Raw genomic sequence first — 21,170 nt, 5'->3', positions numbered from 1 at the left:
CTTAAGTAGGATGATCAGGACCGGGGGCAAAACGCCGCATTGAGCGTTTTCAGTTGACGAAACGACCATCAACCGAAGTATGTATCTGATGCTATATCCAAATCTAGACGTTTCCGAGATGTTTGTGGACCGCCAGGCGCAGCGGAGTTCCATGCATTCCCGCCACCTCAACGAACAACTTGTCCGCGTCCTCAAGACGATTGGATACGATGTCGGTTTCCAGAAGGGTCAAGGCCAATACCTCTTCGATCGCGATGGCGCCCGCTATCTGGATCTACTCAGTGGTTTTGGCGTTTTTGCGATTGGGCGGAACCATCCCGTACTTCGCGACACGTTGAAGAGCGTGCTCGACAGCGACCTGCCGAATCTCGTGCAACTCGACGTTTCCACGCTTGCGGGCGTGCTCGCGGAGCGGCTGCTCGCCTATGTGCCTTACCTGGATAAAGTCTTTTTTGCGAATTCGGGCGCGGAATGTGTCGAAGCTGCGATCAAATTCGCACGCTGCGCAACCGGACGGCCGGGCATCGTCTATTGCGATCACGCCTTCCACGGCCTGTCTTATGGTGCGCTGTCGCTGACCGGCGATGCCAACTTCCGTGCCGGTTTCGGACCGCTGCTGCCGGATTGCACGTCGATTCCTTTCAACGATCTCGCAGCGCTGGAGCAGGCGCTGTCATCGCGCCAGGTTGCCGCCTTTGTCGTCGAGCCGATCCAGGGCAAGGGCGTCAACATGCCGACGGATGAATTTCTGCCGGGCGCGGCTGCGCTGTGCCGCCGCTATGGAACGTTGCTGGTCGCCGACGAAATTCAAACCGGCATCGGCCGCACCGGACGGTTTCTCGCGTGCGAGCACTGGAACATCGAACCCGACATGGTGCTGCTGGCGAAGGCGCTATCCGGCGGCCATGTTCCCGTCGGCGCGCTGCTGACGCGCAAGCACGTCTTCGACAAGGTATTCAATCAGATGGACCGCGCCGTGGTTCACGGCTCGACCTTTGCCAAAAACGATCTGGCGATGGCGGCAGGCATTGCGACGCTCGAAGTGATCAAGGCGGAGCGGCTGGTCGAGAGCGCCGCCAAGCGCGGCGCCGAACTTCGGCTCGCCTTGACCAGAATGGTGCCGGGCTACGAACTGATGAAAGAGGTTCGCGGCAAGGGACTGATGATCGGCGTGGAATTCGGCCCGCCGAAGTCGCTGCGGCTGAAAGCCTCGTGGAACGTGCTGGAAACTGCCAACAAGGGCCTGTTCTGCCAGCTCATCACCGTTCCCTTGTTCAAGGACCACAAGATCCTCACCCAGGTTTCCGGCCACGGCAGCCACACCATCAAACTGTTGCCGCCGCTGACGATTACGGATGCGGACTGCAACTGGATCGAGCGCGCCTTCGACACCGTCATCGCCGACAGCCACAAGGTCCCCGGCGCGATCTGGTCGCTCGGCAAGACGCTGGTCGACAACGCGATCCGGAAGACGGCTTAAGCCTTTCGTTGCCACATCACCGTCGTCATCCTGAGGTGCTCGCCGTTCTTCACGGCGAGCCTCGAAGGATGGGCTCCGGGTGCAAGCAGCCATCCTTCGAGACGCGCGCAAGAGCGCGTTCCTCAGGATGACGGCCCACGTGTTTAGCCGCCCTGACTGCCATCCTCAATAATCATCGCCGCGCCCTTTTCGGCGATCATCGCCGTCGGGGTATTGGTGTTGCCCGAGGTGATGGTCGGCATCACCGAGGCATCGACCACACGCAGCCCCTTGAGGCCATGAAACCGCAGCCGCTCATCGACCACGGCGAGCGGATCGGACGCCATCCCCATCTTCGCGGTGCCGACGGGGTGAAAGATCGTGGTGCCGATGTCGCCGGCGGCTTTGGCCAGTGACGCATCGTCGTCGCCGACCGAGGGTCCCGGCAAGAATTCTTGCGGATGATAGGGCGCCAGCGCTTTCTGCTTCATCAGCCGCCGGGTGGTGCGGATCGCGTCGGCGGCGACCTCGCGGTCTGCGTCGGTCGACAAATAATTCGGCGCAATCGATGGCGCGCTATCCGGCTCAGCCGTTCGAAGCCGAACGGTGCCGCGCGATGTCGGCTGCAGATTGCACGCGCTTACGGTAATCGCGGCAAAGCGATGCAGCGGATCGCCGAACTTGTCGAGCGACAGCGGCTGCACATGAAACTGGATGTTGGCGCGCTCGCGGTGCGGGGCGGAGCGCGTGAAAATGCCAAGCTGCGACGGCGCCATGGTCAAGGGCCCGCGGCGGCGGAAGGCATAATCGATGCCCATCATGCCGCGCCGGAATAGTGAATAGTAAGTCTCATTGAGCGTGCGCACGCCCTCGACCTTGTAGATCGCGCGCTGCTGCAGATGATCCTGCAGATTGCGCCCGACGCCCTGGCGGTCCAGCACGGCCTCGATGCCAAGCGGGATGAGCCAGTCCGCAGGCCCGATGCCGGAGCGGTGCAGCACCTGCACCGATCCGATCGAGCCGGCACAGAGAATGACTTCGCCTTTGGCGCGGGCTTCGACGATCTCGCCGCCCCGGATAAACCGCACGCCGGCGGCCTGGCCGTTCTCGACGACGAGGCGATCGACCAGCACGTTTTTTTCAAGCCGGAGATTTGCGCGGTGCAGGACCGGCTTCAGAAATCCTCGCGCCGAAGACCAGCGCCGGCCGCGCTTCTGGTTGACATGGAAATAGCCGACGCCCTCATTGTCGCCGGTGTTGAAATCCGCAATCTTGCGGATACCCATTTCCGCCGCGGCGTCGCCGACCGCGTCGAGAATTTTCCACGACAGCCGCGGCGCTTCGATGCGCCAGCCGCCTCCTGTGCCATGATGCTCGCTGTCCCCGAGAAAATGATCTTCAAGACGTTTGAACGCCGGCAGCACGTCGTCATAGCCCCAGCCTGACAATCCGAGCTGCCGCCAGTGATCGTAGTCGGCGGCCTGGCCCCGCATCGAGATCATGGCGTTGATCGCGGAACTGCCGCCGATCACCTTGCCTCTGGGATAGGCCAGCGCACGTCCGTTGAGGCCGGCTTCCGGCTCGGTCCTGAACATCCAGTCCGACCGCGGATTGCCGATCGCGAACAGATAGCCTACGGGCACGTGAAACCAGATCCAGTTGTCGTTGCCGCCGGCTTCCAGGATCAGCACGCGGCTGGCCGGATCGGCCGAAAGCCGGTTGGCAACGATGCAGCCGGCCGTTCCCGCGCCGACCACGATATAATCGAAATCGCCCTCAATCCGTTTTGGCATTTCTGATTTCCACGTCGTCACATCATCACCTCGTCATGCCCGGCCTTGTCCCGCCTGCGGGGCCGAAGCCCCTTCGGCGCGGCGAAGGCCCGGGCATCCACGTCTTTCTGACCTTGCAGCAAACAAGACGTGGATGGCCGGGACAAGCCCGGCCATGACGGCTGTAGAGGAGTATTGGGCGGATCGCAGCCCCATGCTAGACAAGAGAAAACGTCCAACCCCGAGATTTGTCATGCCCATCATCAATCGCGTCGCCGATTTGCAACCGGATATTCAGGCCTGGCGGCGGGATATCCATGCTCATCCCGAATTGCTGTACGAAGTGCATCGCACCGCGGCGTTCGTGGCGGATCGGTTGCGCGAGTTCGGCTGCGATGAGGTCGCCACCGGTCTCGGCCGCACCGGCGTGGTCGGCGTCATCAAAGGCCGCAGGCCGGCCGCGGACGCCGATGTCAAGGTCATTGGGCTTCGCGCCGACATGGACGCGCTGCCGATTGAGGAAGACACCAATCTCCCATATGCGTCCAGGACGCCGGGCAGGATGCACGCCTGCGGGCATGATGGACACACCGCGATGCTGCTCGGGGCGGCGCGATACCTTGCCGAGACCCGGAATTTCGCCGGCGACGCCATCGTGATTTTCCAGCCGGCCGAAGAGGGCGGCGCGGGCGCCGCCGCCATGATCGAGGACGGCCTGATGGACCGTTTTGCCATCGATCAGGTCTACGGAATGCACAATGGCCCGGGTATCCCGGTCGGATCGTTCGCATTGCGGCCCGGTCCCATCATGGCCGCCACCGATAACATCGACATCCGCATCGAAGGATTGGGCGGCCATGCGGCGCGCCCGCACAAATGCATCGATTCCGTCCTGGTCGGCGCGCAGCTGATCACCGCGCTGCAGTGCATCGTCTCGCGCAGCGTCGATCCCCTGGAATCGGCGGTGATTTCGATGTGCGAATTCCACGCCGGCAACGCCCGCAACGTGATCCCGCAAACCGCCGACTTGAAAGGCACCGTGCGGACATTGAAGGCGGATGTCAGGCAACTGGTCGAAAAACGGATACGCGAAGTCGTGGCCGGCGTCGCGCAGATCACCGGCGCCAAAATCCACCTTGACTACGGGCGGGGCTACCCGGTGGTGGTCAATCATGCCGCGCAGACGGATATCGCGACCCAGGTGGCCAAGGAGGTCGCCGGCGATGCCAACGTGCGTGAAATGGCGCCGATGATGGGCGCCGAGGATTTCGCCTACATGCTGGAAGCGCGGCCGGGCGCGTTCATTTTCTGCGGCAACGGCGACAGCGCCGGGTTGCATCATCCGGCCTACAATTTCAACGACGACGCCATCGTCTACGGCACCTCGTACTGGATCAAGCTGGTCGAAAATACGCTGGCGGCGTAAATCAACAGCCCGTCATGCGCGGGCTTGACCCGCGCATCCATCAACCTTCGCAAAAATCTTTCGAAGAAGATGGATGGCCGGGTCAAGCCCGGCCATGACGGGTCGTTTTCGATCGGCGCACTTACCCGCCCCTGAAATCCTGCGGCGTGAAGCCGAGATCGAGCACCTTCCATTCGCTGTATCGATCCGCGGGCAGCGCCGCATAGGGCTGGCACGCCCCCAGCGCCTCGATGGCGGCCTGCATGAGCAACGGCCCCTTGGCGGAGGCGCTGGCCTCGATCAGCAAGGGCGCCGATGCAAGGGTGCCGTCAGGTCGGAAGCTCGCACGCAACCTGATGGTGACCTTGTCGGTCGGCGCGATCGATCCAGGCAGTACCGAACATTTCTTCAGTTGCTCTCGAAATTTGGCGATGTCGTCGGTCGACACCTTGGCGGCATGGAATGCCGGTGCGTCGAAGTCATCGCCGGGGAGCGCGGGCAGACCTAGATTGACCTGGTATTTGATACTGAGATCGGGCTCCGGAGGACGCCAGGAGGCGGCCGGTTGCGGAGCCGTGGCTGGCGGCCGCGCCGGTCTCGCTTGGTCCTTTGGAGTTGCAGGAGCGGCGGATGGCATCGCCTGTTGCGCGGGTTGCTGCTGCTGCTGTGGTGCTGAAGCAACTGCAGATTTTGGCGGCGCCGCAGGCTGGTCCGCGCTGGAGAGATCCGGAATTTCCAAAGGCGGTGCCGGCTTCGGCGCCGTTTCCTGCGTGGCTTCCCTGACCTCGTCGGGCGAGACGATGTCCACCGCGATGGCCTCGGTCGGCGCGGTTTCAAAAGGCCGCACACCCGCATAGCCCAGTCCGACGGTGAGCACCGTCAGATGCGCGGCGATCGACAACGCCATGCCGGAGTGGTTGAGCCTTAGGTGCGGCATCGGTTTTTTACGCGTTTACCTATGCCCTCAGCATAGCGGTCCGGCAGTTTTGGTGGTGGCTTTTTTGCCGCAGTCGCCGCCGATTCCACGGTCCGGAACAATGCGCATCGCGTCACGTTGAGAGGCGGGAACGTCCCCACTTTTTCAAGCAACGGAGTACGTCATGGCCGCCAAGGACAAGGACCTCAACGACCTCTTCCTGGATACGTTGAAAGACATCTACTACGCCGAAAAGCAGATTCTAAAGGCGCTGCCGAAGATGGCGAAGGCCGCCCAATCGGACGAGCTGCGCGCGGCGTTTGAGAAGCATTATGGCGAGACCGAGGGCCAGGTCGAACGCCTCGAGCAGATTTTCGAAATCCTCGACAAACCGGCGCGCGGCAAGACCTGCGACGCCATCCAGGGCATTCTCGACGAAGGCAAGGAGATCATGGACGAGTACAAGGGCTCGGAAGCGCTCGATGCCGGCATGCTCGCCGCGGCGCAGGCGGTGGAGCATTACGAAATCTCCCGCTATGGCACGCTGAAGGCGTGGGCTGCCCAGCTCGGAATGAACGACGCGGCCCGTCTGCTGGATCAGACGCTCAAGGAAGAAGAAAAGACCGATCAGACGCTGACCAAGCTGGCGAAAGCAGCGGTGAACCTGGCGGCTGCGGCTTGAAGCAGAACCTCTTGTACCGGCCGCGGTGCAGCACCTGGTGATGCACCGCAGGGCGGGGATCCACATTTGCTTTCTTTGTACAACAATGCCCCGGCTCTGCAGCGCACCGCTTCACGCTGCGCTGCAAAGCCCGGGGCACAAGCATCACGCTGCGCCCCGGGGGCACGAAAATCTACGCCGCTCTCGCGGCTTTCTTCATCTGCGACGCCACGATCTTCAGATCATCGACGAAGCGCTCATACTCCCGCGCCTTGGCGTCTTGGTCGGGAAGCCGCAGCAAATAGGACGGGTGCACGGTCACCAGCGCCTTGGTGCCGTCCTCGAGATCGATCAGCCGCCCGCGGTTCTTGTTGATCGGCGTGGCCTTGCCGAACACGCTCTGCGCCGCGGTAGCTCCCATCGCCACCACCAGATCGGGTTTGATCGAGGCGAGCTCGCGCTCGTACCACTGCCGGCACGCCTTGATCTCCGGCGTATTCGGCTTCTGGTGCAGGCGGATTTTGCCGCGCGGCACGAATTTGAAATGCTTTACCGCGTTGGTGACGTAGACCTTGTCGCGGTTGACGCCGGCCTCTTGCAGCGCGCGGTCGAGCATCTGGCCCGCCGGTCCCACGAACGGTTTTCCCGCAAGATCTTCCTTGTCGCCGGGCTGCTCGCCGACCAGCATCACCTGGGCATGCTGCGGGCCCTCGCCGAATACGGTCTGGGTGGCGTCTTTCCACAGATGACAGGCGCGGCAGCCGGCGGCTTCCTCGCGCAGGGCCTCGATGCTGTCGCCGGGCGCTGAATGCTTGCGTTTCATGGGCTCGGGCCGTTTCTGCGCCTTGTGCGGTTCGGTGGCGCCGTGCGCGATCATGTCGCCGGTTGCGCGGCCGGCGCCGGCGATCAGAGGCTTAATCAACGAGGCCTCCGGCAGGTTCCGCCAATATTTCTTCGGCATCTCGGCCTGCATCGCCCTCACCTTGAGCCGGGCCGGATTGAAGATGCTGGCATAGTAGCGCCGCCAGGTCTCCTCCAGCCGGTCTTCCGAGGGCGCGTCCAATTTGCTTAACCCCGACGTGAAAGAAACCGCGTGGCCGTCCCAATGCGCGCAAACGTCCGGGGTGAGGATCGACCAGGCCATATCGGCAAAACGCCGCGCGAAAAACGGCGCCGCCCGTTCGACGATGTAATGCTCAGGCTCGAACCAGGCAATGAAGTGCGACTCGCGTTCGCGGCCGACCTCGCGGAAGCGGACGAAGGCATGCATCTTGTGCTCATCGCGGCGCACCGCCTTGGCCATCACCGCGATTTGCGCCACGTCCGGATCGGTCGCGATATCGAGCAGGTCGTGGTTGGCGCGCAGCCGCCACAGCAGGCGGTACAGAATGGCAAAACGCTTGATATCGCGATGCAGGATCGCGATCTGCGCCAGCTCGACGAATTTGCCGGGGACGTTGAAGGTGCCGTGCGGCGTTTCGAGCGGCGAAGCTGATGAAGATTGTTCAAAGAGCTCAGGCTCGTTGCCCGCCACCGTCCATGTCACCCCGGCCGGCGCCACGTTGTTCAATGCCAGCGCGCGGGCCGCCTTACGCCAGCCCTCGAAATCGGCTTCGCTGTTCAATGAGATGAAGTGCATGTTCTTTTTCTCTCACCACCCATACAGCGTCATCCTGAGGTGCTCGCCGCATCTGGCGGCGAGCCTCGAAGGATGGCCACAAGCGCCCGCGGCCATCCTTCGAGACGCCGCGCAAGAGCGCGGCTCCTCAGGATGACGGTTGAGGGTTTTGCTGCGTTACTCAAAACCCAAATCCCAACTGCTTGGACTTGGGCTGAAACCGCTCCGCCAGCCGTGCGCCATCGAGCAAATGCGACGCCGGTCTGTGATCGGACAGAATGATGAACGGCAGCGCCTTGTTCCGCGGGATATGCAGCCGGGCCAGATCGGCGACGCGGATCGATGCCACGCGCCGCGTCGCGATGATGCGGTCGACCGCCTTGGCGCCGAAGCCCGGCACGCGTAACAACTGCTCGCGGCTGGCGCGGTTGACGTCGAGCGGGAAGCGATCGCGATTGCGCAGGGCCCATGCCAGTTTCGGATCGATGTCGAGCGGCAGCATGCCTTCCGCCTTCTCGACGATTTCGTTCACATCGAATCCATAAAACCGCATCAGCCAGTCGGCCTGGTAAAGCCGGTGCTCCCGGACCAGCGGCGGTGCGCGAAGCGGCAGCGAACGGCTGGCATCGGGAATCGGGCTGAATGCGGAATAGTAAACTCGCTTTAGATTGTAGGAGCCGTAGAGATTGGCGCTGGTGGCGAGAATGGTCTGGTCGGAGGCGCTATCTGCGCCGACGATCATCTGCGTGCTTTGTCCCGCCGGCGCAAAGCGCGGCGCGTTCGTGGCTTTTGTATTTTCTTTCGCTTCGTCGAGCTTGAGCCGCAGCCGGCCCATGGTGCGCCTGATCGCGCGCACGTCCTTCTCAGGCGCTAGCTTCGCAAGGCTTTCCTCCTCCGGCACCTCGATATTGATGCTGAGGCGGTCGGCGTATTTTCCGGCCTCCGTGATCAGTGCGTCATCGGCTTCCGGAATAGTTTTGAGATGGATGTAGCCGCGGAAGTGATGCTGTTCGCGAAGCTTGCGCGCGACACTCACCACTTGCTCCATGGTGTAGTCGGCGCTGCGAATGATGCCGGAGGACAGAAACAGCCCCTCGATGTAATTGCGGCGATAGAAGTCAATCGTCAGTTGCACTACTTCGTCGACGGTGAAGCGCGCTCGCGGCACGTTCGAGGTAGCGCGGTTGACGCAATAGAGGCAGTCGAAGTTGCAGGCGTTGGTCAGCAGGATCTTCAACAGCGAGATGCAGCGGCCGTCCGGCGCGTAGGAATGGCAGATGCCCATGCCGGGCGCGGTCGAGCCCAGCCCTTTGCCGTCACGGCTGTCACGCTGCTCGGTGCCGCTGGAAGCGCAGGAGGCGTCATATTTGGCGGCGTCGGCCAGGATTTCCAGTTTGCGCTGCAGGTCCATTCTCTGAATCCCTTTGATTCCATTCTGTTATTCGTCATTGCGAGGAGCCCTTGCGACGAAGCAGTCCAGTCTTTGGATTGCTTCGCGGAGCCTGTCAGCGGGCCGGCGAAGCCGGACCCATTGGCTCGCAATGAGGAATGCGATCCCGATTGACTCTCGGCTAGGTCTTAGCTTTATTAGAACATATCATGAACAAATGAGCCAGCCATTGGTTCTGTTCTGAACTCGATAGTCCAACGTCTTCTTCAGGAGCGGCGCATGACCGGCGCACGCACATGCACGATTGCGGCCTTGCGCGGCAGCATCGAGCGCATTGAAACTCACGACGCCACCGCGTCGGAGCGGGCGGCGCTCGGCCATGTCGGGGCAGATGCGGCGCTGCGGGGCGGTCTTGCGCTGGGCGCGGTGCATGAGGTGTTCGCGGAAGGCAGACATAGCGCCGCGGCGACGGGATTCATCGCTGGGCTGGCGCGGCGCGTCAGCGTGCGGCGGCCGCTGCTATGGGTGCGACAGGATTTTGCGGAAATCGAATCCGGCGCGCTATCGATGAACGGCTGGAGCGAACTCGGCCTCGATCCGCGCCTCGTGGTGAGCGTGCGCGCGCCCGACGCGGAGACCGCGCTGCGGGCATCCGCCGATGCGCTGGCCTGCGATGCGCTCGGCGCCGTGGTGATGGAAATCTGGGGCGAGACGCGGCAGCTCGATCTCGTCGCCAGCCGCAAGCTGACCTTGGCCGCGCAAATGTCGGGAGTGACCTGCCTGCTGCTGCGCCTCGCGGCAGAGCCGATGCCTTCCACGGCGGAGACGCGATGGATCGTGCGCGCGGCGCATTCGCCGCCGCGTCTCGAGGCATGGGGCGCGCCCATGCTCGATACAAAACTGGTTCGCAACCGTCATGGCCCGAACGGGCATTGGATCATGGAATGGAAATGTGATGAGTGCCTTTTCCGTGAAGCGCCGGCGCATCCTCAGCCTGTGGCTGCCGCGCCTGCCGACCGACCGCATCAAGCGCGAACTGTTCCGCCGCGGCGCCGGGCTGGATAACAGCCGTCCCTGCATTGTCGTCGCCAAACAGAACAACGCGCTGCAGATTTCCGCGCTGGATGATGCCGCGGCCCGCCTCGGCCTTGAGGCGGGTCTGCCGCTGGCCAATGCCCGCGTGGTCTGCCCTGACATACAGGTGTTCGATGCCGACGAGGCCGCGGATGCGCAGGCGCTGAACACCATCGCCGACTGGTGCGACCGCTTCACGCCGCTGGTGGCGCTGGATTCCCCGCACGGCCTGTTCCTCGACATCACCGGCTGCGCGCATCTGTTCGGCGGCGAGGCAGCCCTGATGCAGATACTGTGCGATGCGCTGACGCGGCAGGGTTTTGGCGTCAGCGCCGCGATTGCCGCCACCTCGATCTGCGCGCGGACGATGAACCGCCACGTCCATGGCCGCATCGTCATGGATGGCGAAGAGGCAGATAGCGTAAAACCGCTGCCGGTGTTCGCGCTCGGCGCGGACGATGCCGTCACCCGCGGCCTGCGCCGCGCCGGCTTGAAAACCATTCGTGATGTTGCCTCGCGCGGGCGTCACGAGATCACCGCAAGATTTGGCGCGGATTTTACCACTCTGCTGGAACAAGCGCTGGGGCAGGGCGATGCGCCGATCAGCCCACGCAAGCCGCTGCCGGATTATATCGTGGAGAAACGCTTCGCCGAACCGGTCTTAACCGATGGCGTGATAGCAGCGACATTATCCAGGCTGGCGCAGATGCTGGTCGCAGCGATGGAAAAACAGGGCAAGGGCGCGCGGCAGCTGGAGGCGAGCTTCTTCCGCACCGACGGCGCGGTGCGCGCGATTGCGGTGGATACCGGACAGCCCGTCACCAGGGCTGCGATGATCGACCGGCTGTTCCGCGAACGGCTCGATGCGTTGAGTGATCCCCTCGATCCCGGTTTCGGCTTCGATCTGGTCAGGCTGTCCGCCAGCCGCACCGAGATCGTGGTGCAGCAGCAGCGCGATCTCGACGCCAACGTGCACGACAATGACGAACTGGCCGCGCTGATCGACCGTATCGCCGCACGCATCGGCGGCCGCCGCGTGGTCGTGCACCTGCCGCAGGATACCCACATTCCGGAACGTGCCGGTTTGGCGGCGCCGGCGCAGCATCATCTTGCCGCAGCTACGCTAGCCGCTTGGCCAGCGCGCGCCGAAGGCGAACCGCCGCTGCGGCCGTTGCGGTTGTTCGAGCGGCCGGAGCCGATCGAGGTGCTGTTTGCGGAAGTTCCTGACAAACCACCAAAACATTTCAAATGGCGGCGCGCATCTCACACCATCGTTCGCGCGGAAGGCCCGGAACGCGTCGCCATGGAATGGTGGCGTGCGCAGGAAGCGATGCCGACACGCGATTATTTTCGGGTCGAGGATGAAACGGGGATGCGGTTCTGGCTTTATCGGAATGGGCTATACGGCGAAATCGCAAAGGACGGTAAGGCCGTTCCGCCAGACTGGTTCGTGCATGGGCTGTTCGCATGAATACGCCGTACGCCGAAATCGGTATCACGACGAATTTTTCATTCCTGCGCGGCGGCTCGCACCCGCAAGCCTATGTGCATCAGGCCAGCGAATTGCGCCTGCCCGTCATTGGCATTGCCGATCACAATACGCTGGCTGGTGTGGCGCGGGCTTACAAGGAGTTGGAAAATCCCAAGGTCATATACAAACCGAAATTGCTGATTGGTTCGCGCCTCGTCTTCATGGACGATACGCCGGATATTCTGGTCTACCCAAGCGACCGCTCGGCCTATGGCCGGCTCTGTCAGTTGCTGACTCATGGCAAGCGCGCGGCGGAGAAAGGCGAATGTCACTTAAAACTGGATGATCTTTCGGAATTCGCCGAAGGACAGCTTCTGGTTCTGACGCTGCCGCATCGCTTTGAGACAGCGAAAGCGCTGAAAATTCTAGATCATCTGCAGCGCAGTCGCGCGGAGGGCGTCTGGCTCGCGGCCAGCCTGCTGTACCGCGGCGATGACAAGCGCCGTCTCGCCCGGTTGCAGCGCATTGCCGCAACGGTCCGCGTTCCGCTGCTGGCGACCAATGAAGTGCTGTATCACCATCCCGTGCGCCGGCCCTTGCAGGACGTTCTGACCTGCATCCGCGAGAAAACGACCATTGAGCGTATCGGCAAAAAACTTGAGGCCAATGCCGAGCGCCATCTGAAACCTGCGCAAGAGATGGCGCGGTTGTTTCGCGAGGTACCGGAGGCGATCGCGGAAACCATGCGGTTTGCCGGCTGCATTACGTTTTCGCTTGATCAACTCAAGTACCAATACCCCGATGAGCCGGTGCCGCCAGGCAAGACTGCGCAGCAGCATCTTGAAGATCTCACCTGGGCAGGGGCTGATCAATATTTTCCGCAGGGAATTGATAGTGCTTTGCGAGCTACGCTTGGAAAAGAACTCGATCTGATCGCGGAGCTGCAATACGCGCATTATTTTCTCACCGTGCATGACATCGTCCGCTATGCGCGGTCGCAAAATATTTTGTGTCAGGGAAGAGGATCAGCGGCTAATTCGGCGGTGTGCTATGTTCTTGGTATAACCTCGGTGAACCCTTCCGAAATCAATCTGCTGTTCGAGCGTTTCATTTCCAAGGAGCGGTTGGAGCCACCCGACATCGACGTCGACTTCGAGCACTCGCGGCGCGAGGAGGTGATGCAATATGTCTACCGCCGCTACGGCCGCCACCGCGCCGCGATCATCGCCACCGTCATTCATTATCGGCCGCGCAGCGCGATCCGCGATGTCGGCAAGGCATTGGGCCTGACGGAGGATGTCACCGCGGCGCTGGCCGATACGGTGTGGGGAAGCTGGGGCAAGGGCCTTAACGAGATGCAGGTCAGGCAGGCCGGGCTCGATCCGAAAAATCCCATGGTCGAACTTGCCGTCGAACTGGCCAGCGAGCTGATCGAATTCCCGCGCCATCTGTCGCAGCATGTCGGCGGCTATGTGCTGACGCAGGACCGGCTCGACACCTATGTGCCGATCGGCAATGCGGCGATGGACGATCGCACCTTTATCGAATGGGACAAGGATGATGTCGACGCGCTGAACATGATGAAGGTCGACGTGCTGGCGCTGGGGATGCTGACCTGCATCCGCAAATGTTTCGACCTGATCGCGCAGCACAAGGGAACACGCTACGAGCTTGCCGATATCAAATCCAGAGACGACGACGAAGTCTATCAGATGCTGCAGCGTGGCGAGTCGCTCGGCGTGTTCCAGGTCGAGAGCCGCGCGCAGATGAACATGCTGCCACGGCTGAAGCCGCGGACGTTTTATGATCTGGTGATCGAGGTCGCCATCGTGCGGCCTGGACCAATCCAGGGCAACATGGTGCATCCGTATCTGAAGCGCCGGAAGATGAAGCCGGAAGATATCGATTATCCCTATCCGAAAGGAGGCAACAAAAACGAACTGAAAGACGTCCTGGAAAAGACCCTAGGTGTGCCGCTGTTTCAGGAGCAGGCAATGCGAATTGCGATGCAGGCTGCGGAGTTCACGTCTGAAGAGGCAAATGGCCTGCGCCGGGCGATGGCGACATTCCGGAATGTCGGCACCATGCATACGTTCGAGGAGCGAATGGTCAATCGCATGATCGAACGCGGATATGATCCTGTATTTGCTCGAAGCTGCTTCGACCAGATCAAGGGATTCGGCAGCTACGGTTTTCCCGAGAGCCATGCCGCGAGTTTTGCGCAACTGGTCTATGTTTCTTCATGGCTCAAATATTGGCATCCAGACGCGTTCTGCTGCGGATTGTTGAATTCGCAGCCGATGGGATTTTACGCGCCGGCGCAGATTGTCGGCGATGCCCGCAAGAACGCCGTCACGGTGCGCGGGATCGATGTGTCGTTCAGCTTCTCGCAAAATACGCTGGAGGAACAATGCGGGAAATATCACGCCGTTCGTCTCGGCTTTCGCCAGATCGACGGGTTCAAGTGGGCCGATCCGGATGAAGAGTTTCTTCGGATGGAAAATAATAAAAGGCTGGAAATCAAAAAGCCGAAACCGGAAGACTGGGGAGAGCGCATCGTCGCCGCGCGCGAACGCCGCTCCTTCACCTCGCTGGAGGATTTTGCCCGCGACACGGGATTGCCGAAACGCGCGCTGATCCTGCTGGCCGATGCCGATGCGTTCCGCTCCATCGGCCTCGATCGCCGCGCAGCATTGTGGGCGGTGCGGCGGTTGCCGGATGACGTGCCGTTGCCGCTGTTTGAAATCGCCGCCGCGCGCGAGCAGCCTGACGAAGACGCGCAGCCGTTGCCGCTGATGCCGCTGCCGGAACAGGTAGTGGCCGACTATCAGACCATCCGGCTGTCGCTGAAGGGCCATCCGATGGAATTTTTGCGGGCGATGTTCACGAAAGAACGTGTCATTGCCTGCGAAGCAGTTTCGCATGCCAATGACAGGCAGCGCGTCCGCTGCGCCGGCGTGGTGCTGGTGCGCCAGCGCCCCGGCAGCGCCAAGGGCGTGGTGTTCATGACGCTGGAAGACGAAACCGGCATCGCAAATATCGTGGTGTGGCCGAAGGTGATGGAGCGTTTTCGGAAAGAGGTGATGGGAGCGCGGCTGATCCTGGTCGAAGGTACCATTCAAAGCAGCCCGGAAAAGGTGGTGCATCTGGTAGCCGAGCGATTGTTCGACCGCTCGTCCGATCTGATGAATCTTTCCAATGATGCACTCGGCCGGCGTCACGTAATGCCTTCCGCCGCGGCGCCGATCGAGCCGCTCAACGACGACCGCCGCGAACACCCGAACAATCCGGCGCAGAAAATCCGCCACCCACGCAACGTTCGCATTCTGCCGCCATCAAGAGATTTTCATTGAAGGTTAGCCGTCATTGCGAGCGAAGCGAGGCAATCCAGCGGCAACGGAAAAAACTGGATTGCTTCGTCGCTTGCGCTCCTCGCAATGACGGCGGTACGATTGCGCGGTCATCGTGCGGAACATTCCATGCAAACCCCTCGCGACATCCTCACCGATCTCTGGACATCGACCGGCGGCGAGCGCGCAGCGCTCGATCGCGTCACGCTGGCCGGCGAGGAGCCGCAGCTGCCGTCGTCGTTTCGCGTCGCAGCCGCCGCGCAGGCCAGCATCGCCGCGGCGGGAATGGCGGCGGCAAATATCTGGCAATTGCGCAGCGGGCACCTGCAGGATATCGCGGTCGATATGCGCCATGCCGTGGTCGAATGCCGCAGCGAGCGCTACCTGCGCGTCGACGGCAAGCCGCCGGGTCCGGCGTGGGACGCCATCGCCGGCATCTACAACACCGGCGACGGCCGCTTTGTGCGGCTGCACACCAATTTCCGGCATCACCGCGACGCCGTCTGCAAGGTGCTCAACTGCAAGCCGGAGCGCGACGAGGTGCAGGCCGCGCTGATGCAGTGGGACGGCGAGGCGTTCGAAACCGCAGCTTATGCCGGCGGCTGCGTGGCCGCGCTGATGCGCTCGCATGACGAATGGCTGGCGTTGCCCCACGCAAAAGCGTTGGCGGAATTGCCCCTGGTCTCGATCGAGAAAATCGGCGAGGCCGCGCCAAAACCATGGCCGGCGGGCGATTGCCCGCTGGCGGGAGTGCGCGTGCTGGATCTGTCGCGGGTGATCGCCGGTCCCGTGGCCGGCCGCACGCTCGCGGTGCACGGCGCCGATGTGATGCTGATCTCAAGTCCGAACCTGCCGGCGATCCCCTGGCTCACCATCGACACCGGCCGCGGCAAGCTGACCAGCTTTGTCGATCTCAACACCGAACAAGGGTGCGACCTGCTGCGCCGTCTGCTGGCAGGGGCCGATATTTTCTCGCAGGGCTACCGGCCGACATCCATCGCGGCGCTCGGCTTCTCTGCGGAAGAAGCCGCGAAGCTCAGCCCCGGCATCGTCTATGTCTCGCTGTCGGCCTATGGCCATGCCGGATCTTCTACAAGTCCTTGGGCGAACCGCCGCGGTTTTGACTCGCTGGTGCAGACCGCGACCGGCTTCAATCACGCCGAAGGCCAGGCGGCGGGCGTCGACAGGCCGAAGGAATTGCCGGCGCAGATGCTCGATCATGCCACCGGCTACCTGATGGCGTTCGGCGCGATGATGGCGAAGGCACGCCAGTCGCGCGAAGGCGGCAGCTGGCATGTCCGGGTATCGCTGGCGCAGACCGGGCGCTGGCTGTGGAATCTCGGCCGCGTCGCCGACGGTTTTAAGACCGAGGATTTGAAGGGCGAATCCGTGAGCCCCTTTATCGAGGAAATCCCCTCGGGCTTCGGTCCGCTGCGGTCCGTGCGCCATTCGGCGCTGCTGTCGAAAACCCCGGCGTCGTGGTCGCGCCCGGCGATGCCGCTTGGCAGCCACCCGCCGCAATGGCCGGCGCGCAATTAAGCGTCTCGCAAAATTTTAACTCAAAACGCCAGCCTAATCGCGTTTTTCGATTGTTTGCGACAGCAATTAGGCACTATTAGCACAGCGATGAGGCAAATCGCCGCGGATCACACGACGCTTTAGCCAAGGCCCCATGCCGACCGAATTTATCAAGCGAATTCAGTTGCTTAATCGTCAACGTTTGGCCGTTGGCGCGGCCTTGCTGATCCTTGTCGGCTTTGCCGGCTATTGGTTCGTGCACGCCAGCAAGGCAACCCACGGAAATTCCGAAATATCGAGCCAGGCCCGCAAGGGTCTGCAGCGCTACACCCCGACGCCGTCGGAATGGGCCAGCCTGGCTTTCGAGCCCGTGACCGAGCGCGCTTTCCGCGCCGAGCACGTCACCGAGGGCAAGATCGCGGTCGATGAGGATCGCTCGACGCCTGTGTTTTCGCCCTATGCCGGCCGGGTCACCAAGCTGCTGGCGCGGCCCGGCGAGAAGGTCACGCAAGGCCAGCCGCTGTTCATCATCGAAGCCGCCGACAACGTGCAGGCGCAAAACGATTTCATCGCCGCCACGACCGGACTCAACAAGGCGAAATCGGCGTTCGATCTCGCCCAGCTGCAGGACAAGCGCGCCAGGGATCTGTTCGAGGGCAGGGCGGTCCCGCTGAAGGATTATCAGCAAACCCAGGCAAACCTGATCCAGGCGCAGAACGATCTGCGCTCGTCGCAGACCGCGCTGGAGGCCGCGCGCAACAAGCTGCGCATCCTGGGCCTGACCGATGACGCCATCACGGCGTTTCAGGAAAAGGGCAGCATCAACCGCGAGACCACCGTCTTCGCGCCGATCGCAGGCACGGTGGTCCAACGCAAGATCGGCCCGGGTCAGTATATCATCGCCGGCGCCAGCGACCCGGTCTTCGTGATCGGCGATCTCTCCACGGTCTGGCTGACGGCCTTCGTTCGGGAGACCGAAGCCTCGTTGGTGTCGGTGGGGCAGGAGATTACCTTCAGCCTGTTGGCGCTGCCCGGCCGCGTGCTCACCGGACGTATCAACTACATCGCGGCGGCGATTGATCCTGCCACCCGCCGGCTGCTGGTCCGCGCCACCGTCGATAACAGGGACGGCCAGTTGAAGCCGGAAATGTTCGCTACCGTTACGATCTACGCGGCCGGTGATCAGCCATCCGTCGGGGTGCCGAAGCAGGCGCTGATCTATGAGGGCGATCAGGTTCGGCTCTGGGTCGCCCACGACGACAAGACGATCGAGCTTCGCCAGATCAAGACCGGCCTCACCAACGGCAATCTGGTCGAGGTGAGGGGCAATCTGAAGCCCGGCGAGCAGATCATCACCAAGGGCAGCCTGTTCATCGACCGCGCGGCGTCGGGGAGTTAGGTCATACCACTCTCCTTCCGAGCCACGTATTCCGCCGTCATCCTGAGGAACCGCGCGCTTGCGCGGCGTCTCAAGGGATGGCTCCGGGCGCTTGTGTCCCATCCTTCGAGGCTCGCTGAAGACGGCGAGCACCTCACGATGCCGGCAGCGTTGCCTGGCCAACGCGTGCCGGGCATGACGAACTTGATGACAGCTCTTTTGAAAGACCCGATCTGAATGGATCGTCTCGTCGAACTCGCCGTCCACCGCCGCTACCTGATGGTGGGGTTGTTTGTCGCCGTGTTGATCGGCGGGCTGATCGCGTTCAAGCAGCTCAACATCGAGGCCTACCCCGATCCGACCCCGCCGATGGTCGACATCGTCACGCAAAGCTCCGGGCTTTCGTCGGAGGAAATCGAGCGCTACATCACCATTCCCATTGAAACCCAGGTCGCGGGCATCAAGAACGTGCGCACCATCCGCACCATCTCGCTGTACGGCCTGTCCGACGTCAAACTGCAATTCTCGTTCGACTACACTTATGACGAGGCGCTGCAGCAGGTGCTGAACCGGCTGTCGCAGATGGCGCCGTTGCCCGGCAACGTGCAGCCGGGTATTTCTCCGCTCAGCGCGATCGGCGAAATCTATCGCTATCGGCTGGTGGGCCCGCCGAACTACAGCGTGCTGGACTTGAAGACGCTGCAGGATTGGGTGTTGCAGCGCCGCTTCCGCGCCGTGCCCGGCGTGATCGACGTCACCGGGTGGGGCGGCAGGACCAAGACCTATGAGCTGCAGGTCGACTTCAACAAGCTGATCGCCTATGGACTGACGCTGCCGCAACTGCTGCAGGCTGTCGGCAATTCCAACATCAATGTCGGCGGCAGTACCGTCAATATCGGTGCGCAGTCCGCCGTGGTGCGCGGCGTCGGCCTGATCCGCTCGATCGACGATCTCGCGAGCACCATGGTGTCGCAAAGCGGCGGCAATCCGGTGCTGGTCAAGGATATCGCCACCGTCACCGTCGGCGAGAAACCCCGCCTCGGCATCGCCGGCCTCGATCAGGACGACGACATCGTGCAGGGCATCGTACTGATGCGCCGCGGCGAGCAGAGTTCGCCGACCATCGCGCGCGTCGAGCACCTTGTGAACTCGATCAACAACTCCAGGGTCCTGCCGCCGGGGGTAAGGATCGAGCGCATCTACGACCGCAAGGACCTGATCGACATCACGACCCACACGGTGCTGCACAATATGGGGGTCGGCATCCTGCTGATCGTGCTGCTGCAATGGGTGTTCCTCGGCGATCTGCGCAGCGCGCTGATCGTCGGCGCCACCATTCCATTCGCGCTGTTTTTCGCGGTCATCATCCTGGTGCTCAGAGGCGAATCGGCCAACCTGCTGTCGGTCGGCGCCATCGATTTCGGGCTGATCGTGGACGGCACCGTGATCATGGTGGAGGCGATCTTCCGCCGGCTGTCGCAAACCACCGCATTGTCGGAGGCCGAGCAGAGCCACATCTCGCGCGAAACCACCATGGGCATGAAGAGCCACGCCATCCTCTCGGCCGCGGCCGACGTGTCGCGCTCGATCTTCTTTGCCGCCGCCATCATCATCGCGGCATTCATTCCGCTGTTTACGCTCAGCGGGGTGGAAGGCAATATTTTCGGACCGATGGCGCGGACTTACGCCTATGCGCTGGCCGGCGGCTTGCTCGCGACATTCACGGTGACGCCCGCGCTCAGCGCCCTGATCCTGCCGGCGCATATGGAGGAAACTGAAACCCGGATCATGGCGTTCCTGCACCGCATCTACACGCCGGTGCTGGCCTGGGCGGTCGAGAATCGAAGGCTTGTGATGGGCGCCGCGGCGGGCCTCGTGGTCCTGACCATTGTCTTCACCCGGCTGCTCGGCCTTGAATTCCTGCCCAAGCTCGAGGAAGGCAATTTGTGGATCCGCGCGACCTTGCCCCCGACCATCTCGCTGCAGGAGGGCAACGCCTACGTCAACGAGATCCGCAAGATCATTCGCAGCCGCCCTGAAGTGGAATCGGTGGTGTCGCAGCATGGCCGACCCGACGACGGCACCGACGCCGCCGGGCTGTTCAACGCCGAATTCTTCGCGCCGCTCAAACCGGTCAGCGAATGGCCGGGCACCCACGACAAGGATGAATTGACCTCGCAGCTGCTGGCGCAGCTGCAGCACAAATTTCCCGGCGTCGAATTCAACTTCTCGCAATATCTGCAGGACAACGTCGCCGAAGCCGTGTCCGGCGTGAAGGGCGAGAACTCGATCAAGCTTTACGGCAACGACCTGCAGGCGCTCACCGACACCGCCAGCAGGATCAAGTCGGTTCTATCAACCGTGCAGGGCGTCACCGACCTTTCGGTATTCACCTCGCTCGGCCAACCGACCATCCAGATCGATATCGACCGCGCCCGCGCCGCGCGTTACGGGCTGTCGCCGGGCGATATCAACGCCACCATCCGCGTCGCCATCGGCGGCGACAGCGCCGGCGATCTCTATGAGCCGGGAAGCGACCGGCATTTCCCGATCATCGTGCGGCTGGCGCCGGAATATCGCCGCAGCGCCGAGGCGATCCAGAACCTGCGCATCGGCGCGCCCGGCCCGGGCGGCGCGATCACCCAGATTCCCTTGAGCGAGGTCGCTTCGATCCAGCTGGTATCGGGCGCGGCCTATATCTACCGCGAGCAGCAGGAGCGCTATCTGCCGATCAAATTCTCGGTGCGCGAACGCGACCTCGGCAGCGCCATCCGCGAGGCGCAGGACAAGGTGGCGGCGCAAGTGCATCTGCCGCCGGGATCACGCGTCGAATGGGTCGGCGAGTTCGGCAATCTGCAGGACGCCATCAAGCGGCTGTCGATCGTGGTGCCGATCAGCCTCGCGCTGATCGCGGTGCTGCTGTGGTTCAATTTCGGCTCGATGATCGACACCCTGCTGGCCATGAGCGTGATCCCGATGGCGATCTTCGGGGGCGTGCTCGGGCTGTTGATATCCGGCATTCCGTTCAGCGTGTCGGCGGCGATCGGGTTCATCGCGCTGTTCGGCATCGCGGTGATGGACGGCATCATCATCCTGTCGCAGTTCAATCAGTTGATCGAGGAAGGTTACGACCGGGCAAGGGCGGTGATCCGCACCGG

13 protein-coding genes are annotated in these 21,170 nt (G+C 62.5%); 9 read left to right on the top strand and 4 right to left on the bottom strand.

Going from position 1 to position 21,170, the window contains the following annotated elements; translation table 11 throughout:
* Window positions 1-88 precede the first annotated feature (88 nt).
* Window positions 89-1,480, top strand: coding sequence for an aminobacteriohopanetriol synthase HpnO (hpnO, locus tag VGP39_RS08685; RefSeq protein WP_327567697.1), 1,392 nt, complete (start codon window positions 89-91; stop codon window positions 1,478-1,480).
* A 143-nt stretch (window positions 1,481-1,623) separates the two neighbouring features.
* On the opposite strand, the gene VGP39_RS08680 is transcribed toward hpnO, so the two are convergent.
* On the bottom strand, window positions 1,624-3,252 hold the full coding sequence (locus VGP39_RS08680; protein ID WP_327567696.1) for a GMC family oxidoreductase: 1,629 nt from the start codon (window positions 3,250-3,252) through the stop codon (window positions 1,624-1,626).
* Window positions 3,253-3,484: 232 nt separating this feature from the next.
* On the opposite strand from VGP39_RS08680, the gene VGP39_RS08675 reads away from it, so the two are divergent.
* On the top strand, window positions 3,485-4,657 hold the full coding sequence (locus tag VGP39_RS08675; RefSeq protein WP_327567695.1) for a M20 aminoacylase family protein: 1,173 nt from the start codon (window positions 3,485-3,487) through the stop codon (window positions 4,655-4,657).
* A gap of 121 nt (window positions 4,658-4,778) precedes the next feature.
* Here the strand turns inward: VGP39_RS08675 and VGP39_RS08670 are convergent, their stop codons facing one another.
* Window positions 4,779-5,573 (bottom strand): hypothetical protein, encoded by a 795-nt coding sequence (locus tag VGP39_RS08670; protein ID WP_327567694.1) that lies wholly within the window; start codon window positions 5,571-5,573, stop codon window positions 4,779-4,781.
* 163 nt (window positions 5,574-5,736) lie between these two features.
* Here VGP39_RS08670 and VGP39_RS08665 point away from each other — a divergent pair, with 163 nt between their 5' ends.
* Window positions 5,737-6,234, top strand: a complete 498-nt coding sequence (locus tag VGP39_RS08665; RefSeq protein ID WP_327567693.1) for a ferritin-like domain-containing protein — start codon at window positions 5,737-5,739, stop codon at window positions 6,232-6,234.
* Window positions 6,235-6,406: 172 nt separating this feature from the next.
* Here the strand turns inward: VGP39_RS08665 and VGP39_RS08660 are convergent, their stop codons facing one another.
* Both VGP39_RS08660 and VGP39_RS08655 read right to left on the bottom strand, forming a co-directional pair.
* Window positions 6,407-7,852 carry a UdgX family uracil-DNA binding protein gene (locus tag VGP39_RS08660; RefSeq protein ID WP_327567692.1) on the bottom strand — a complete coding sequence of 482 codons (1,446 nt, stop codon included), beginning with the start codon at window positions 7,850-7,852 and terminating at the stop codon, window positions 6,407-6,409.
* Window positions 7,853-8,012: 160 nt separating this feature from the next.
* Entirely contained in the window at window positions 8,013-9,242 is a 1,230-nt protein-coding gene (locus tag VGP39_RS08655) for a putative DNA modification/repair radical SAM protein (protein ID WP_327567691.1), read from the bottom strand.
* A 258-nt stretch (window positions 9,243-9,500) separates the two neighbouring features.
* Between VGP39_RS08655 and VGP39_RS08650 the strand changes: the two genes are divergently transcribed.
* The 6 genes from VGP39_RS08650 to VGP39_RS08625 all read left to right on the top strand — a co-directional run.
* On the top strand, window positions 9,501-10,286 hold the full coding sequence (locus tag VGP39_RS08650; protein ID WP_327567690.1) for a DNA repair protein: 786 nt from the start codon (window positions 9,501-9,503) through the stop codon (window positions 10,284-10,286).
* The gene (locus VGP39_RS08645) at window positions 10,177-11,766 is read left to right on the top strand and encodes a DNA polymerase Y family protein (RefSeq protein WP_327567689.1); all 1,590 of its coding nucleotides are present in this window, start codon (window positions 10,177-10,179) and stop codon (window positions 11,764-11,766) included. The genes VGP39_RS08650 and VGP39_RS08645 overlap by 110 nt, the downstream gene beginning before the upstream one ends.
* Entirely contained in the window at window positions 11,763-15,119 is a 3,357-nt protein-coding gene (locus VGP39_RS08640) for an error-prone DNA polymerase (RefSeq protein ID WP_327567688.1), read from the top strand. The genes VGP39_RS08645 and VGP39_RS08640 overlap by 4 nt, the downstream gene beginning before the upstream one ends.
* Before the next feature lie 126 nt (window positions 15,120-15,245).
* Complete coding sequence (locus VGP39_RS08635) at window positions 15,246-16,655, top strand: CoA transferase (protein ID WP_327567687.1); 1,410 nt, start codon at window positions 15,246-15,248, stop codon at window positions 16,653-16,655.
* Between the two features lie 133 nt (window positions 16,656-16,788).
* On the top strand, window positions 16,789-18,033 hold the full coding sequence (locus VGP39_RS08630; protein WP_327567686.1) for an efflux RND transporter periplasmic adaptor subunit: 1,245 nt from the start codon (window positions 16,789-16,791) through the stop codon (window positions 18,031-18,033).
* A 216-nt stretch (window positions 18,034-18,249) separates the two neighbouring features.
* Window positions 18,250-21,170: CusA/CzcA family heavy metal efflux RND transporter (locus VGP39_RS08625; RefSeq protein ID WP_327567685.1), on the top strand; the 2,921-nt coding region annotated here is incomplete at its 3' end.

It is taken from the genome of Bradyrhizobium sp. (assembly GCF_036009065.1).
Classification (GTDB): domain Bacteria; phylum Pseudomonadota; class Alphaproteobacteria; order Rhizobiales; family Xanthobacteraceae; genus Bradyrhizobium.
Note: the sequence above shows the minus strand (reverse complement) of the source record. Positions and strands in the feature narration are given on the sequence as shown.